We start from the raw sequence: 16,143 nt of genomic DNA on the forward strand, positions 1-16,143 counted from the left end.
TTGTCGGGCATATAGGCACAACCGCTATGCTGAAATCGTCATCCGCTACGCGTGAATCACGCAAGACGGCGGCATTTTCCCTGCTTACACTGCGCTTGAACTCAACACACTCAGGAGAGCAGTCGTGGCGCATATCTGGGAAGGCGTATTGCCCGCAGTTACCACCAAGTTTCACGCGGATTTCAGCATAGATCGCGAATGGACTGGCAAGAATATCGAGGCGCAGATCGACGCGGGTGTGGACGGCATCATCGTGTGCGGATCGCTTGGCGAAGCATCCACGCTCTCGCTGGATGAGAAGCTGCAAGTGCTCGACATCGCCGTTGAGGCCTCGCGCGGCCGTGTGCCCGTTTTGCTGACGATCGCCGAGAACAGCACGCTCGACGCATGCCGCCAGGCCGAAGCCGGCAGCCGGCATGGCGCGGCCGGTTTCATGGTGCTGCCTGGGCTGCGCTATCTGTCCGACCGGCGCGAAACGCTGCATCACTTTCGCAGCGTCGCCGATGCAAGCGCGCTGCCGCTGATGATCTATAACAATCCGCTGGCCTATGGCGTCGACATGACGCCCGAGATGTTCGCGGAAATCGCCGACGAAAAGAAGATCGTCGCGATCAAGGAATCATGCGGCGACGTGCGGCGCGTGACCGATCTGATCAACGTGGTCGGCGACCGCTTCGCGATTCTGTGCGGAGTCGACAACCTCGCGATGGAAGCGATCCTGATGGGCGCGCATGGCTGGGTAGCCGGTCTCGTGTGTGCGTTTCCGCGTGAAACGGTGGTGATCTACAAGTTGCTGAAGGCGGGCCGTCTTGAAGAAGCGCGCGCGATCTATCGCTGGTTCGCGCCCCTGCTCGCGCTCGACGTTTCGTCGAAGCTGGTTCAGAACATCAAGCTGGCCGAGACGATCGTCGGGCTCGGCACGGAGCCGGTGCGGCCGCCGCGTCTGCCGTTGGCCGGGGATGAACGCAAGGAGGTCGAAGCGTTGATCCGCCGGGCGATTGAAATCCGGCCGACGCTGCCGCAGGTCTAAGTTGCGGTTCGGGTTGCAGCAAGTTGACGGGCAGCCGCTCCCGGTCGCGGAGCGGTGCGGAGCGGTGCGGCCGGTGATGCACCGGTTTGTCAGGCCGCCTGTTTTTCCGCAACCGCTTCACCTTGCCTCAGATGCAGCAGCCGATAGCCGCTCTTGTAAACGGGTTGCAGACGGAAGTCGTTTTGTGGCTCGATCTCGAGCAGCAAACGCAGGCGCGACACGTGACTGTCGATCGTGCGGGTGAACTCGCGGAACTCACGGCCCCACACCATCGCGAAGATATGGTCGCGCGACATCACGCGGCCAATATTGGAAAAGAACAGCGACGCCAGCCGGTATTGCGTTCCCGATAGCGGAACCGGCTGACCGCGCAGCATGACGAGCTGACGATGCGTGTCGAAACGGTAGGGGCCGACATCGAAGCTCGCGGCGCTGAAACGGTCCGGATAGGCGCGGCGCAGTAAGGCCGCAACGCGCTCGCGGAACTCGCCGGGACGCAACGGCAGCCCGACATAGTCGTCTGCTCCGCTGGCAAAGGCGCGCACCACGCTGTCCTCCGAGGTCTCGGCCGAAGCAAACAGGACCGGCAGGCGGTCGCCGCCAACGGCGCGCACCGACCTCAGGACTTCGGCGCCGGACAGACGGGTGCCTTGCCAGTCCAGCACCAGCAGATCCACGGTGGAACGGGCGAGCGCTTTCGACATGGCCAGACCGTCGTCGTAGACCATACAGGTATGGCCGGCGCTCATGAGAACCTTTTCGATCGACTGACGCATGACGGGGTCACGCTGAAGAATGGCAATACGCATGGGATGACTCTTAACTGATAGCTCGGACGCGATTCTCAGAGGGACGCTCAAGCCATCCCATAGGAGCATTCTTAATTTGCGCGCCAATTGCCCCCTTCCGACACGTGCGTGCTGCATTCCTACACGTGACCGCTGCGGCTCTCACGACACGCACGCCCCGCCATCCCCGGCCGCCGTCGAAAAACCACGTTTCCTGGAACTTTTCCCAATCTAATTAAGCACTTCCCGAAGCGACCGGCTTTCATCCTGTAAAATCGCCGCCCTGGCCCCTGTCGTCATCGCGCTTGCCCTATCCTGGCCGGCGCGCCGGTGTCCCGTGCTCTACCCAGCGCTTGCCACACTTCTCGCCCGACGACCGCCGTTTTTCCACGCGCTACGTGTGGTTTCCAACTCAAGACAAGACACAAGCAATGCAAGCGACAAATCTGGGTGGAGCGCAGGCTGTCACCCCACGCCCTCTTGGGCGAAGCGACTACAAGACGCTCGGCCTCGCCGCGCTCGGTGGGGCGCTGGAGTTTTACGACTTCATCATCTTCGTATTCTTTGCGCCGGCGATCGGCCAGTTGTTCTTCCCCGCCGCGATGCCGGACTGGCTGCGTCAGGTACAGACCTTCGGCATCTTCGCGGCCGGCTATCTGGCGAGGCCGCTGGGCGGCATCATCATGGCGCACTTCGGCGACCTGTTCGGCCGCAAGCGCATGTTCACGTTGAGCGTGCTGCTGATGTCGGTGCCGACGTTGATGATGGGTCTACTGCCTACCTACTCGAGCATCGGCGTGATGGCGCCGGTATTGCTGCTGCTGTTCCGCGTAATGCAGGGTGCTGCGGTCGGCGGCGAAGTACCGGGCGCATGGGTGTTCGTCTCCGAGCACGTACCGCAGCGGCACATCGGCTATGCGTGCGGCACACTGACGGCCGGCCTCACGGCAGGCATCCTGCTCGGCTCGCTGATCGCCTCGGCGGTGAACCGCAACTTCGCACCGGCGGAAATCTCCGCCTACGCATGGCGCATCCCGTTCCTGGTAGGTGGCGTGTTCGGCATGTTCTCGGTTTATCTGCGCCGCTGGCTGCATGAGACGCCGGTGTTTGCTGAGCTCAAGCAACGCAAGGCAATCGCCGCGGAAGTGCCGCTCAAGGCCGTGTTGCGCGACCACGGTCGCGCCGTGATCGTGTCGATGCTGCTCACGTGGATGCTGTCGGCTGCAATCGTCGTCGTGATTCTGATGACGCCCACGTTGCTGCAAAAGCAGTTTCATATCGCGCCGGCCACTGCGTTGCTGGCGAACTGCGTGGCGACGCTGTGCCTGACGATCGGCTGCGTGATGGCAGGCTCGATCGCCGGCCGCATTGGCGCGGGACGCACGATTTTCATCGGTGGCCTCGCGCTGGCCGTGACGTACTACGTAATGTTCCAGCAGCTTGCCGTCGATACATCTGAGCTGGTGCCGCTGTACGCGGTGGCTGGCCTGTTCGTCGGCGTGATCGGCGCGATTCCGTTCGTGCTGGTGAAGGCGTTTCCGCCGGTCGTGCGATTCTCGGGCATCTCGTTCTCGTATAACGTTGCCTACGCGGTGTTCGGCGGCCTCACGCCGATCGCCGTTTCGCTGATGATGAAGTCGAACCCGATGGCCGCGCCGCTGTATGTCGGCGCGATCTGCATTGTCGGAGCATTGACCACGCTGTTCATCAAAGACGCGCCGCAAACGCGCTAATCGAGCTGTTTTGCAACGGCGCACCACTTTGTGCGCCGTTGTTTCCATCGGCTTTATGCCCTGCCTTTCCGGCAATGCCCGGCACCCTCATCCACGACTGTTTCGCTCTCTCAGACTTCAGGTCTCGATTGGCTCGCACAGTGACTCCGCCTGCCGGAATCAACCCGCACGTCTTGCCAGTATCCGTTCGACCCGACACAAGAGTAAGCACACGTGGGTCCTTGAAATTGCGCATACTAGTTCATAGACTAAGGGCGGCCTTTCCGAGTCCGGACACCGGCAATCCCGCAGACCGTTTTTAAAGCGGCAAGAAACAGATCGTTTTTAATTACGTAGAAGAACTTCCCATCGAGGGCAAGTCCGATTCATGTAAGCACACCCGTAAGGTCGCGATAACCATACGTGGAGGCGCAACATGGCTTGCGATGTTCCTGTTACCCGTCGGACTTTCCTCAAGGTCATGGGGAGTGGCGTCGTCACCGTGTCCGTGAGTTCCATTACTGCCTTGACGTCTGGTTGTTCTGCGCCGCGCACGGAAGACCGGTCAACGCCGAATCTCGCAGCAGGATCCCACGCGACGCCAGAACCCATCCATGGAGCACCCGTCTGGGCACCCGAGCCAGGAAAGGCACGCTGGAGAATCGAAGGCGTTCGCAAAGTAACGGGATCCAAAATCTACGCGCGCGACTACAAGGCGCGTGACTTCGACGGATGGCCAGGTAAGGAAAACTGGCTATATGCCCTTAGATGCAATTGCATCGACAGGAAATTCGAGGGCTTCGATCTAAGCGTACTGCCCCGGCATCTCCGCCCAATCGCGGTGGTATCCAACAATACATTGAACGACTATGGCATCGCTCTTGCAGCGGAACCGGATCCGAGAAAGAGCAAAGACATCTACCTGTTTGCGCAAAAAGGAGGCACTGCCGATTGCTACGGTCAACCCGCTGCACTACTGATTTTCGAAGACTTCGACACATATCGCCACGCGAAGAAGGTGCTCGACTTTAACAAGGACGTTATTCTGTACGGCGAAACGGTAGCCCGGCAGAAGAACCCACCGGCCTTTGGACAATCCAAACTCTACGTCCGCGACGATGAAAAGTCGTTATCGAACATTCACATGGACGCGGACAACAATGGCAACCCCACCGCCCTATTCCGAAGCAAATGCGAGGCCGCTGCCACTGATATCCGCGCATTGGCGAAGCAGAAGGTCAGGAACAAGGTTTGGCATCAGATCAGCGGATCCTTTCAGACGCCGGCAATCGATCCTGTTTTCATGGAACCGGAAGCAGGACTTGCCTGGTATCAGCCAGACTCCGGACTACTGCAACTGGTTCTCGGCACACAATCGCCGCGCGACGACGGCACATCCGCAGTCAAACTGTTTTCCGGCAGCGACATTCACATAGGCCATGTTCACGTCATCGGATGCTTTCCCGGTGGTGGATTCGGCGGGCGCGACAAATCGTATTTTCCGCTCTACCTCGCATTGGCGGCGCCGTTCGCGAAGGGTGCATTGCGCTGGCAGCAATCACGTTATGAGCAGTTTCAGGTCGGCCTGAAACGCTCCGAAACCGAATTCGTCGAATCAATCTGGTTCGACAGCAGCGGCAAGCTCCAGGCACTGGACAGTGCGTTCACGCTCAATGGCGGTGGCAAGCTGAACCTCACGGGCGCCGTCGGCGACCTCGCCTCGATGAGCGCGATGAGTTGCTATGACATTCCGCGCGCGATCGCGGAGGGCTCGGTGACGTATACACCCGAAGTATTCGGCGGCTCACAACGAGGTTTTGGCGGCCCGCAAGCTTTCATGGCTATCGAAACGCTGATGGATGAAGCAGCTCAATCCCTGCATAAAAGCCCATTCGAATTTCGCCGTAGCAATCTGCTTGTCAAAGGTCGCGGGAAGACGATTACGGGCGCGTCCATTCTGTTCGACCTGCAATTGGACGAACTTTTGGCGCGACTTGAATCTCATCCCTTATGGCGCGACAGAGAAAGGACGCGCGCGGAAAGACACAAGCAAGGCCTGAGATATGGCGTCGGGCTCGCCATGTCGAATCAGGCGTATGGAACCGGGAAGGATGCAGTATTTGCAATGGTTCAGATCCAGCCGAACGCAGGATTGTGCGTGTTGACACACTACACGGACATGGGGAATGGCGCGGCAACCACGTTGGGCCTCGCGCCAGCTGAAAATCTTGGCCAGAACGCGCAGGAGATCGTCATGAGTGAGGTCGACGCGTTTGGCTCAATCACGGATTTCGACTTCTCCGTACTAGGCAAGTGGCAAGACGACACCCGAAGCCATCCTATATCGGGCCCGTTTGGCTCTTCCAGTGCATGCCTCGGTGCATTCCATCACTTTCAGGCCGTGGATCGCGCAGCAATGGTATTGATGTTGCAGAGCGTGCTGCCAGCTGCACGCGAACTTTGGGACAAACCACACCTTCAGCAGCAAGACCTCAAATGGATAAATGGAAGGCTAACTACGGCAGGTCACCCGGCCCTCAGTTGGCCCGCGTTATTGGACAAAATCAACCGCATGCAGTTGCCTACGGTGGCTGCTGTCCACGTCACGTATGCCGGCGGATTCTGGAAGAGTAAATACACCTTCAAGTCCGGGCCGGCAGACATGGACTGTGACTTTGTGGCGGTAGGCTCCGATGTGCGCAATCTCAAGTGCTTGCCTCGAGGGGACTTGATACCTCCCCATGATGCGGTCGGATATGGCCGGACAAACTTTGCGCCTGCTGCCGCGCTCGTCGCGGTATCTGTCAGCCCCGGCAGTGGGCACGTCAAGGTCGAGCATGTCGTAACGACACTTAGCGCCGGCCTCCTGATATGCCCGGAGATTGTCGAGGGTCAATCACAAGGTGCGGTTGCGATGGCGATCGGCAACGTGTTGAGCGAGTCGTGCCCTCTGGGCGACTTCGGCCCTGGAAACGGCAAGTGGAACCTCGACCAGTACCTGATAACACGCATGACCGACATCCCCACGCAAGAGCTGATTACACTGCCCCCGTCAGCTGGCAGGGACCATCACAGCGCACGCGGGATCGGAGAAGCCGTTATGTGCCCCATAGCACCGGCATTGCTCAATGCGCTGGCAATGGCGACCGGTCACCGTTTCAGGCAGACCCCTGTCACGCCCGATAAGATCCGGGAGGTACTAACGTGAGCGAAGCTGAGGTGAAGATCTACGTCAACGGGCAGTCGGTCACCGTGCCTGCGGCCGATGCCGATATGAGCCTCGCTGAATTCCTTCACGAGCGCCTGGATTTGACGGGGACAAAGGTGTGTTGCGGCATCGGTGTTTGCCGTGCGTGTACCGTAGGCATGCGCAGCCGTCAGGAAGCCCTGATGGAAAAAACCCTGGCGTGCGCCACACCTGTTAGTGTCGTCGCGAATCAGTACATCTACACCGTCGAGAGTCTTGCGGACGGCAACAGGTTTTCGCCGTTGCAGCAGACTTTTCTTGAGTCTTTTGCCTTTCAATGCGGCTACTGCACGCCCGGGTTTCTGATGGCGGCCACCGCCATGCTCGAACATCTGAAGGCGTATCGCATTGGTGCCGATCAACTCGAAACGACCATTGATACATGGGTGGGCGGAAACCTTTGCCGTTGCACCGGCTACGTCAAATACCGGGACGCAATTCGCAAGGTCGCGCAAGCGCAAATGAATGGCGGGACCTGAAGATGAAAATCTCCGCCGCATTGTTCGCCCTATGTCTCGTCATCGCCTCACCGCTTGTGGCCAGCGAGCGTGAGCAGACGTTGCTTGAATACGGTGAGCAATGTGCGAAAGAGATCGGCGAAATTCCTCCCTTCAACTGCAACGACGGAACCAACATCCCGATCACGATCAACGGAAAACCACCTGCGCGTGGAGATGCTCCGAGGCGGTGCGACAGACCCTCGCTACTTCACCCAACCTCGGAAGTAGAGGGACAGTGCCTGCCCTACTCCAAAATACTGAACCTGTCGCGAGGCAATACGCAGATATCTGCCTACTGCCGTCGAAACAAGTTGCGTGATGACCGCGATCCTGTCTATGACGAAGTTGTCATCGTGCAGCATCACTCAGGCAACGGCAAAACCTGCTGGTTTCTGTCGCAGTCGCGCGCGGGAACGAATGGAATCGATGCCTCAAGAGTGCCGCCACCGAACGAGAAATCGCCACCGGCCGGACACACCCCTGCGGTCGAATTCTGGACGACGCCTGCCAGGATTGCCGCCGTCCAACCCACCTGTATCTCGTGCCACGACGCAGGGCCGTTTATCTTCAGTCCATATATCGGACAGGTCTGGGACAAGGTACCCACCGATCCGTGGGGAAAGTATTCAAGCATCGGTCCTGTATTCTCGTCGCATCGCCTCAATGTGATCAGCACGCCGGGGAACGCCTGTATCGGTTGCCATCGAATCGGAAGCGAGCAAAGTTGCGCAGCTTATATCGGGCTCTCGACGGGACGATTGTCCGCGCCGGGCAACAACCAGCTCGCCAGCAGCTATCCGCTGAACCACTGGATGCCCACGGCCAATAACATGAGCCACGCACAGTGGGACGAGGCCAACATCAAATCAGTCGATGCGTTGCTGTCGTGTTGCCGGGACAAGGCACACAAAAATCCAAACTGCACTTTTACACCGATATCTCCGTCGAAAAAATGACGCAGAGATCAAACAGGGCGACGAAGGCATTCACGTTCAACAAGCAGATTCGAATCTGAACGTGGCCTGTCACAAACTAAATTCGTTAAGCAAAAAGGTAACGTCATGGAAATTTCGAATCTTCATTGTGGTCTTCGCAGGCCCGGACGGTTGTCGTTGTCGATCGCTGCGGGGTTACTGCTGACATCATTGTCGACTGCTGCATGCGCCGACGATGAACAGGATTGTCAGGCGGCCGGGGGATCATTGCTTACCGGCCAGGTCGTCTCTCCCCCAAAGTTCAAACATGGTTCATTCCGCAAAGGCGTGGAGCTGTCCCATACGCATCTCACCTTGAAGGGCGATTCGGATGGCAACAATTACGACGTCGCTATCGACAACGTCTTCGCTTCGGGTTATCAGAGCAATTCGAAGGCCGTACCCGCCCCGATAAATTCGATCGAGGTAGGCGACAAACTCTCAGTCTGCGGGATCCCGTTCAACGGGGGAATCCATTGGGTTCACAATAATTGCGGAGACACGCCGACCTCAACAGACCCGAACGGATGGATCAAGGAGATCACATCCGATGGAAGCGACGGGCCGAACCTCGAGGGTGGCCAGAAATACTGTTACCTTTGGCCTCGTCAATGAACGCCACATTTCCCGTACAACACGGAGACGTGGAAATCGTCGGCTGGTTACATCAAACGGTGGCGTCAACGGTTCGACGAAAACATCACGGGGTCGCGGCGGGCTACTGACCGGCGCCACTCGCAGGAATAACCGAAGCCTGGTCACCCGCGAGGAGGAGCTGGGGAATCTGCGAGAAACTCCACGGGGCGATCCCGGTCGACCTGTCGAGAACCCACACAAGGTCGAACCGGTTCCCCGGCCATTCAGACGGACAGATTCCGTCTGAACCGAGAATTTCCCCCGCAATTGCTGGAATGTCCTCGTGTTGCCATGCTACGAGAACGATGCCGCCAGCTTCGGTGATTCGCTTCACCAGCTCATCCGTCTTCTCTTTCTTGATCGATGCATCGATGTTCATTCCCAGCCTGGCCGCGAGTGGTTGCAGCGTTTGCTGTGGACGCTTACTCGCGCTTCCCGACGCAAACAACCGCTGTGGCGTCGCGAGACCAGGCCGGCAGACCTGGCCCGGCGCTGGCGAGAAAATCCCTATCAGTGCGCCGGCGCGCTGCCACCCCTGAACGGTGAGCGCTTCGGGGTCGTTTTTGCCGTCAGGCGTTACACCGAGCACATTTCCTTCCGGCTTTTCCGCATGGCGCACTAACATGATTTTCGTTGTAGACATCGTCTGTTTCCCGAAATCACCGATGGCAAGTGGTACCGAACTTCCCCAGTTGCGGGCTGTGACGCCGAAGCACGGCACCTGGGCAACTGCATTGTTTGCGCCGCCCCATAAGACACCTAACGTGCAAACAGCTGACGCTCGCTTTCACGGATATCGTTCGGCGTGTAATACCTCGACCACCACTTTTCTCCGTCAAACTTGAGACGAAGCGGCTGTTGGGACGCCCCGGCTTTCTTAAGCGCTTCGGCGAAGGCGTAGTGGTCAACAAGCCGGATGCCTTCAATCGAAAAAGCCGTGGCAATCGCGCGGTCGTAGATAGCAAGGAGATTGTCACCGTTGCACTCTTCCCCATCCTCCGCCAGATTCGACGAACCACAGAAAACGACCGGATTTGTCCCGTTGAAATCGACGACGACGAATTTGTGGTGAACGATATGTGAAGCCGCTCCGGTCACCTCGCGCTCCCTCGCAAATGGTAGAGGAAAGGTCTCGGGGTTCGCCTTCGAGTATACAAGTTCTCCGCCCTTTGAAGACGGCGTGTAAACCGTCGTACCGTTGACAGTGTCGTCTTCGGGATCGACAGAGTCCGAGATGCCATAGGAGAAAACGTTGCGATCGGCATGCAGATCGGACAGCGCCTTCAGTACTTCACCTTTGCCATTCAGGTCCATCACGGCGAAGATGACCGAACTTTCAGCGCCCTTGATCGCACCCAATACTCTCTTCAGCCCGACATCGGGAACCTTGTGAGGAGCAAACGAGAAAACGAGAGACGGCATGCCCGATTCGTTGATCGGAAATTCCTTCATCGAAATCTCGTCCGAGTAAAACTTTGGTGCGGCCAGTTCATCTTTCAACGCAGTATTGAACGCGGTTTCATACTGCCCGGCGACTTTCGCATTGTCGAACACAACAACGTGATTGGCATTGACGTAGAGACCTGTGATGGAAAAATTGGTTGATCCGGTCAGGACCTTGACTGGCGCGCCATCGACCTTCTTGATCAACACCTTGTTGTGCTGGAAGCGTTTGAACTTGCCGCGCATAAAACCGCTTTTCATTCCAGCAGGCGCCAGATTCTGGATTTTTTCAAAGGCCAGTGCAGCAACAGTCCCGTCCGCGTGCTCCTTTGAGTTGTCCGCCAGCAGTCTGAGTTTTCCCGCTTGGGCCAACTGGGCAAACGCCTCGATGATCTGCGGTTCATTGAGGTCGTAGACAAATGCATCCAGCGTTGCCCCGTCCTCACTGTGACATTCAGTCAGGAAATCGTCGATGGCCTGTCGCGCATGTCCCCCGAGCCATGCCCATTGGTTGAGATAGGGCGCCGGATCGAAATCCCAGTTCGCTGCTGTCACGTGCGGCTGGAAGGGTTTATCGTCAAACTTGTCCGCATACGCCTGAGACGACAGATAGCCGCGAGTAAACGCCACCTCGATATTACCTTCCTGGAATGGGCCGACATCTATTGTCAACTGGACGGTCTGGTCGTTCGTCAACTCCGCCGACTGGTCGCGAACGAAGCGCTTGACGACAACCTCGTAACAGAACGTTCCACTGGTCCCATCCGCCGGGAAATCCAGCCACCAGAATTTCTGGAACGGAGCAACGTCCGAGGAGAAGAACTTCCCCTTGTCGGCCCCCGCCCGATTCGTATAAGCACCGTCAAATGAAAGCCGGTTACCTAGCCAGGTCCAATCCCCCGAATTGCCCACTCGACGTCGAATGGCGAACCCGGCAAGCTTTGCAGTCAAGTGGTCGTTCAGGTCAAACGCGAGCATTACGCACCGGTCTCCGGTATACGCCTTGACTGTGAACCCATTTGACGTCGCCGTCGCGGCAAATATTTTAGTCACATCGCCTCCTCAATTTAGTATGCATTCCAAACTTAACTTCCGACGCAGCGAAGAATGAAGGCATTGATACGTTTTCTGCGAAGGGCGCACTTTTGAACCTGATTCACCATGAATCAAGGAACCAAAACGGGTCGATACGGGTTCCCGCAGATGCGATACGCTGCGTGGCCGTGTTCGATGTACTGTTAAAGCTGCATGTTCCCGAGTGGGAGCGAAAGATGTCTGAAATCGCGAACGACAGAGCTCAAGTCAGAGGCCAGAAGCGCTATCACGCTTGCGCATCGAAAAGTCTTTCTACCTTGCCTATGTGAAGGGCGTGTGTCGATCCTACGAACATATACGCCATTTACCGTTTGCCGAAGCTGGTGTGGCGACGATTGCAAGATCTTGGCGGGTTGGCACTAGAACAGTGTTATTCGAAATGAATATATTTAGGTTCACGAAGCACTCCACTAAACGCCGTGTGTTTCGTTCATACCCGTATTCCGTATCTCGCTGGTGCACAGTAACGACTGCACGAGCGCAAGAGCCACGGTGAGCGCAACGCCCTATGACGAAGTAGACATCGCGGTACTGGAGGCGACGGAGACACTTCTCCCGGAGGAGGTCTATTTTCGCCACCGATCCTCCCCTTCCAACCCCACATTCGTGCATTCCAAAGTTCACGACGGATGGAAATGTCTGGGACAACGAAGTCTCATAATTGTTGGCAAGATGCGCGCGATACCCAGGACAGGTTTATTTGTCCGACCCTCAGACCCGGGCCGAACGATTTTTCCACTAATCAATAGGTACCGAGAAGATCCATCACACGGTTCGTTTGCAGGTCACCATCATGAACTCTTCCAATACCGCCATCTCGCCAGCCCTCGGCCGCGTCCTTGCGACCGTCAGCATCGGCTTCGTGGTCACGCAGCTCGACGTGACCATCGTCAACATCGCGTTGCCGAAGATCGGCGCGGATCTGCATGCGGATGTCGCGGGCCTGCAATGGGTCGTTGACGCGTACACGCTCGCGTTCGCCGTGCTGATGCTTTCGGCGGGCGCGCTCGGGGACCGGCTCGGCACACGGCGTATGTATGCTGTCGGCATCGTGCTGTTTGCGCTCGCGTCGCTCGCCTGCGGACTCGCGCTCGATGCCACCATGCTGGTCGCCGCGCGCGCCGTGCAAGGCATCGGCGCCGCTGCCATGCTGCCGAACTCGCTGGCGCTGCTCAATCAGTCATACGGCCACGATCCGAAGCTCCGGGCACGTGCGGTCGGGCTGTGGACGGCCGCAGGCGCGATTGCAATCGCGGCTGGACCTGTGGTCGGTGGCGTGCTGATTGCGGCGTTCGGCTGGCGCAGCATCTTTCTCGTCAATCTGCCGATTTGCGTAGCCGGGTTGCTAGCGACTTTGCTTTGGGTGCCACAATCCGGGGCCGCGCGGAAAAACGCGCAAGCAGCGGCTCGGTCTCCTGCTGCGGCCGCGACTGGGACTCGCACAGGGACTGGAACAACAGCAGCCACTGGCGCGAGAACTGCGGATGGTGTTACAACACCGACATCCGCCGCGGCTGCAGCAATCCCGCGTGGTATCGATCTGAGCGGCCAGGCCCTTGCGATCGTCGCACTCACCGCGTTCGTCGCCGCTGTGATCGAATGGCGGCCGTTGGGGCTGAGCCATCCGCTGGTCGCCGGCGGCTTCATCCTCGCGCTGATCGCGGCCGGTGCCTTTATCGTCGTGGAATCGCGTGTCGCGGCGCCAATGCTGCCGCTCACGCTATTCAGCAAGCGCACCTTCAATGCGGCGGTGCTGTTCGGCATTTGCGTGAATCTGACGTACTACGGCATGGTGTTCGTGCTGAGTCTGTACTTGCAGCGCGTACGCGGCTATACCCCGCTGCAGGCGGGTCTCGCGTTCCTGCCGTTGACGGGCGGCTTCCTGCTCTCGAACGTGGCGAGCGGCTGGGTGGTCGGGCGCTTTGGCGTACGAGTGCCGATGATCGCCGGCGCAATCACTGCGGGACTCGGCTACGGTCTGCTGCATTTCGTCGACGCGTCTACGCCGCTCATCGGCTTGCTGCTGCCATTCCTGCTGATTCCGTCCGGCATGGGTCTCGCGGTGCCGGCGATGACAACCGCCGTGCTGGCTTCCGTCGAGGCACAGCGCGCCGGCACTGCGTCTGCCGTGCTGAATACCGCCAGGCAAGCAGGCGGTGCGGTGGGTGTGGCTGCCTTCGGCGCGTTGGCAAGCGGCGCGGCTGCCACGCAGATCGTCGCGGGAATGCAGACTGCAACGGCCATCTCGGTCGGTTTGCTGGTGGTCGGCGGCGTAATGGGCTGCCTTGTCCATCCCGAGCCGCACGCGTCGAGCGCCAGACCGCACAAAACTGGCACCCGGCGAGTTCATGAATCGCGCTGATCCTCACTTCAGCTTATCAGCGCGGCTCCGCAAATCGCGGTGCCGCCCCGCGGACTTACAGCGGCGCTTCCTGAATCGTGCCGGTGTCGATCGCGCGTTCGATCAGCCCTTCGTTCTGCGCCTTGGTGATCGCATCGGCAATCAGCTTTTCCGGCTGTTCGATTTCGGCCTTGATTGTGCTGATAAGACCCGATGCATCCAGAACCACCAATGTTTTCGCCGAATCGGCAAGGCTGATGATGACGCGATGCGGCGTAGGCCCTTCGCCGAGACTTGCGCATAACTGCGTAACCTTGCCGCCAATGGTTTGCTCAAAACTTTGGATCATTATTTGCTCCCTTGGTTACAGCCACAATCACAAGCGACCTGCACAGACTACCTCAATTGCACGATCACAGATTCAGCCCGCCGCGTGGCGAGCGTGCGCCGTCGATACTGATTCGGCCCGCTCCGGTCACGAACAGCAGCAGGAAACCACCCGCGATACCGATGTTTTTCCAGAAGTGAATCACCATATCGCGTTGCAAGGCGGGATCGGTAACATTCCAGAAATCGTGGCCCAGCACTGCGGTTGCCACCGTGTAGACGGCCATGATGAGCGCGAGCGGGCGAATCTTGAAGCCGACGATCAGCAGCAGGCCACCGAGTGCCTCGACCGCCGTTGCAACCGGTGCGGCGACCTGAACGAGCGGCACACCCTTCGAATTCAGGTAGCCGACAAAGCCCGCATAGCCCAGCAGTTTCATCACACCGCCCCATAAAAACAGCACGGCAAGGGCAATACGCGCGATGAGGATGACGCCGGAATCGACGGGACGCGTCATGAGGGGCTCCTGTAAATGAATAAGCAGCAGACCCGGCCAGACGGCCGCAGTTCCCCACTTTGCACCTGAGAATAGGCGCACTGCCCGCCTTTTCCAAGCGTGGGCCGGCATGAACGGCGCAATCCGCGCCGTCTCAACGGAAGGGAAAAGGTGTCCGAGCGCCCTGCGGGTGCCTGACCGTGCACGCCACGAAAAGTATCGCCGCCGTGCCTAAGCGCGGGGATACGTCGCGACCTCGATCAGATTGCCATCGGGATCGCGGCAATACACCGAGGTCATCTTGCCGCGCGCGCCGTCGCGTTCAACCGGACCAGCCTCTATCTCGACACCCTGAGCGAGCCAGTGAGCTTTGACCTCAGCGGGACTCGTGGTGGTGACAAAACACAGATCGGCGCTGCCCGGCACCGGCTCGCGCCCGGTGAACCACGCGACCGTGTCGGCATCCGCGGGACGCAGGTTGATCTTCTGATTGCCGTACGTCATCGCCACGCGCATGCCGCTGCGCGACTCGAACTCGGTACGCCGCATGCCGAGCATGCGTGCGTACCAGGCCGCGCTGGCTTCCACGTCGGCGACATTCAGAACGAGATGATCGAGACTGTCTATCGAGAAGCTCATGGGTTTTGTCGCCGTCGTGGGGTGCTGCGAAGTGCTATGAGGTGCTGTGAGGTGCTACTGCTGAGGCGCATCCGGCGCGAGCAAAACACCCTTCGTAAAAACGAAGCAGCCGTAACCGCGCTCTTCGCCGGTAGCGATCACGCAATAGGCTTTGCGCGCCCGCTCATAGAAAGCGAAACGTTCGACCGAAGCGAACGGCACCTCGCGCCCTTCCGCTGCATTGATCTCGATCTGCACTTCGCGCTGAACGGCCGGAATGGTATTCGGCTCACCGACCACTTCCATACGCGACGCAGGACGCTCGATGAATGTATCCAGCGGCATCACCGACAGAATCGCGCGAATGGCACGCGGCGCGTTCACGCCATCGAGGCGCAGCAGCTTGCCCAGCACCGTCTCCTGCGCGACGGACGCGCCCGGAAAGTTGGCGTCGCAAACCACCAGTTCGTCGCCATGCCCCATCGAGCGTAGCGCATGCAGCACGTCGGCATTCAGCAGCGGGTCCAGATTCTTCAGCACGGTGTCTCCTTGAGGGTCGATTGGCCGCCAGCCACCCGGGATCGAGCGGATCGTCCTTGTGGCGCGTCGCGATCGATTGTAGCAAGACCGTGGCGCACGGTCCGTTGCCCGCGGCTCACCGTCAATCCGCCTTTCCACACGATGCGGCGAGCGGCATTCCGTGGCACTGCCACCGTAGCCATCCGACCAACGCGAGCAGCACGAGACCCACGCCGCCTAGCACCGGTTCGCGCCAGGCCAGCAACGCCGTGAAGGTGAACGCTCGCGCGCCGGCCAGCAGAGCGAAACCGGCGATCGCGCTGGAAAGCGCATCGACGGCGCCCGACAGGCGCGCGACCGTGAGGACAGTACCGGGAGCCGTGACGGCAACGGACTCGTGCATGATCGTCTCCGTA

Annotated in this window: 15 protein-coding genes; 7 read left to right on the plus strand and 8 right to left on the minus strand. The window is 59.1% G+C overall.

Annotation, left to right across the window (positions count from 1 at the left end; all coding sequences use genetic code 11):
* Window positions 1-124: 124 nt before the first annotated feature.
* A complete protein-coding gene (locus R8871_RS01195; RefSeq protein WP_175048675.1) occupies window positions 125-1,030 on the plus strand; it encodes a dihydrodipicolinate synthase family protein in 906 nt (301 codons plus the stop codon).
* Window positions 1,031-1,119: 89 nt separating this feature from the next.
* Here the strand turns inward: R8871_RS01195 and R8871_RS01200 are convergent, their stop codons facing one another.
* Window positions 1,120-1,839, minus strand: a complete 720-nt coding sequence (locus R8871_RS01200; RefSeq protein ID WP_175049927.1) for a response regulator transcription factor — start codon at window positions 1,837-1,839, stop codon at window positions 1,120-1,122.
* Between the two features lie 410 nt (window positions 1,840-2,249).
* On the opposite strand from R8871_RS01200, the gene R8871_RS01205 reads away from it, so the two are divergent.
* From R8871_RS01205 to R8871_RS01225, 5 genes are all read left to right on the plus strand, one after another.
* Window positions 2,250-3,551: an MFS transporter gene (locus tag R8871_RS01205; protein WP_175048676.1), complete on the plus strand. Its 1,302-nt coding sequence runs from the start codon at window positions 2,250-2,252 to the stop codon at window positions 3,549-3,551.
* Between the two features lie 415 nt (window positions 3,552-3,966).
* Complete coding sequence (locus tag R8871_RS01210) at window positions 3,967-6,738, plus strand: xanthine dehydrogenase family protein molybdopterin-binding subunit (RefSeq protein WP_175048677.1); 2,772 nt, start codon at window positions 3,967-3,969, stop codon at window positions 6,736-6,738.
* 11 nt (window positions 6,739-6,749) lie between these two features.
* On the plus strand, window positions 6,750-7,256 hold the full coding sequence (locus tag R8871_RS01215; protein ID WP_175048678.1) for a (2Fe-2S)-binding protein: 507 nt from the start codon (window positions 6,750-6,752) through the stop codon (window positions 7,254-7,256).
* A 2-nt stretch (window positions 7,257-7,258) separates the two neighbouring features.
* Entirely contained in the window at window positions 7,259-8,233 is a 975-nt protein-coding gene (locus R8871_RS01220; RefSeq protein WP_175048679.1) for a hypothetical protein, read from the plus strand.
* 105 nt (window positions 8,234-8,338) lie between these two features.
* Complete coding sequence (locus R8871_RS01225) at window positions 8,339-8,866, plus strand: hypothetical protein (RefSeq protein WP_246287295.1); 528 nt, start codon at window positions 8,339-8,341, stop codon at window positions 8,864-8,866.
* Between the two features lie 103 nt (window positions 8,867-8,969).
* On the opposite strand, the gene R8871_RS01230 is transcribed toward R8871_RS01225, so the two are convergent.
* Window positions 8,970-9,608 (minus strand): histidine phosphatase family protein, encoded by a 639-nt coding sequence (locus R8871_RS01230; protein WP_246287297.1) that lies wholly within the window; start codon window positions 9,606-9,608, stop codon window positions 8,970-8,972.
* 38 nt (window positions 9,609-9,646) lie between these two features.
* The gene (locus R8871_RS01235) at window positions 9,647-11,308 is read right to left on the minus strand and encodes a phospholipase D-like domain-containing protein (protein WP_175048680.1); all 1,662 of its coding nucleotides are present in this window, start codon (window positions 11,306-11,308) and stop codon (window positions 9,647-9,649) included.
* A 910-nt stretch (window positions 11,309-12,218) separates the two neighbouring features.
* On the opposite strand from R8871_RS01235, the gene R8871_RS01240 reads away from it, so the two are divergent.
* Window positions 12,219-13,787 carry an MFS transporter gene (locus R8871_RS01240; RefSeq protein ID WP_175048681.1) on the plus strand — a complete coding sequence of 523 codons (1,569 nt, stop codon included), beginning with the start codon at window positions 12,219-12,221 and terminating at the stop codon, window positions 13,785-13,787.
* 55 nt (window positions 13,788-13,842) lie between these two features.
* Here the strand turns inward: R8871_RS01240 and R8871_RS01245 are convergent, their stop codons facing one another.
* The 5 genes from R8871_RS01245 to R8871_RS01265 form a co-directional block, all read right to left on the minus strand.
* A complete protein-coding gene (locus tag R8871_RS01245) occupies window positions 13,843-14,115 on the minus strand; it encodes a hypothetical protein (protein WP_093634704.1) in 273 nt (90 codons plus the stop codon).
* A 64-nt stretch (window positions 14,116-14,179) separates the two neighbouring features.
* The gene (locus tag R8871_RS01250; protein ID WP_175048682.1) at window positions 14,180-14,611 is read right to left on the minus strand and encodes a DoxX family protein; all 432 of its coding nucleotides are present in this window, start codon (window positions 14,609-14,611) and stop codon (window positions 14,180-14,182) included.
* A 210-nt stretch (window positions 14,612-14,821) separates the two neighbouring features.
* Window positions 14,822-15,229, minus strand: coding sequence for a VOC family protein (locus tag R8871_RS01255; RefSeq protein WP_175048683.1), 408 nt, complete (start codon window positions 15,227-15,229; stop codon window positions 14,822-14,824).
* 54 nt (window positions 15,230-15,283) lie between these two features.
* Window positions 15,284-15,748: an RbsD/FucU family protein gene (locus R8871_RS01260; protein ID WP_168435985.1), complete on the minus strand. Its 465-nt coding sequence runs from the start codon at window positions 15,746-15,748 to the stop codon at window positions 15,284-15,286.
* A 121-nt stretch (window positions 15,749-15,869) separates the two neighbouring features.
* Window positions 15,870-16,130 carry a hypothetical protein gene (locus R8871_RS01265; RefSeq protein ID WP_175048684.1) on the minus strand — a complete coding sequence of 87 codons (261 nt, stop codon included), beginning with the start codon at window positions 16,128-16,130 and terminating at the stop codon, window positions 15,870-15,872.
* Between the last annotated feature and the right edge of the window lie 13 nt (window positions 16,131-16,143).

Source organism: Paraburkholderia sediminicola, assembly GCF_902859805.1.
Lineage (GTDB): Bacteria > Pseudomonadota > Gammaproteobacteria > Burkholderiales > Burkholderiaceae > Paraburkholderia > Paraburkholderia sediminicola.

What these genes read in the sequence shown, in the direction of transcription:
- R8871_RS01200 (WP_175049927.1), bottom strand. Translation starts at nt 1,839, where the DNA reads ATGCGTATTGCCATTCTTCAGCGTGACCCCGTCATGCGTCAGTCGATC.
- R8871_RS01205 (WP_175048676.1), top strand. Translation starts at nt 2,250, where the DNA reads ATGCAAGCGACAAATCTGGGTGGAGCGCAGGCTGTCACCCCACGCCCT.
- R8871_RS01210 (WP_175048677.1), top strand. Translation starts at nt 3,967, where the DNA reads ATGGCTTGCGATGTTCCTGTTACCCGTCGGACTTTCCTCAAGGTCATG.
- R8871_RS01220 (WP_175048679.1), top strand. Translation starts at nt 7,259, where the DNA reads ATGAAAATCTCCGCCGCATTGTTCGCCCTATGTCTCGTCATCGCCTCA.
- R8871_RS01225 (WP_246287295.1), top strand. Translation starts at nt 8,339, where the DNA reads ATGGAAATTTCGAATCTTCATTGTGGTCTTCGCAGGCCCGGACGGTTG.
- R8871_RS01235 (WP_175048680.1), bottom strand. Translation starts at nt 11,308, where the DNA reads ATGCTCGCGTTTGACCTGAACGACCACTTGACTGCAAAGCTTGCCGGG.
- R8871_RS01240 (WP_175048681.1), top strand. Translation starts at nt 12,219, where the DNA reads ATGAACTCTTCCAATACCGCCATCTCGCCAGCCCTCGGCCGCGTCCTT.
- R8871_RS01245 (WP_093634704.1), bottom strand. Translation starts at nt 14,115, where the DNA reads ATGATCCAAAGTTTTGAGCAAACCATTGGCGGCAAGGTTACGCAGTTA.
- R8871_RS01250 (WP_175048682.1), bottom strand. Translation starts at nt 14,611, where the DNA reads ATGACGCGTCCCGTCGATTCCGGCGTCATCCTCATCGCGCGTATTGCC.
- R8871_RS01255 (WP_175048683.1), bottom strand. Translation starts at nt 15,229, where the DNA reads ATGAGCTTCTCGATAGACAGTCTCGATCATCTCGTTCTGAATGTCGCC.
- R8871_RS01265 (WP_175048684.1), bottom strand. Translation starts at nt 16,130, where the DNA reads ATGCACGAGTCCGTTGCCGTCACGGCTCCCGGTACTGTCCTCACGGTC.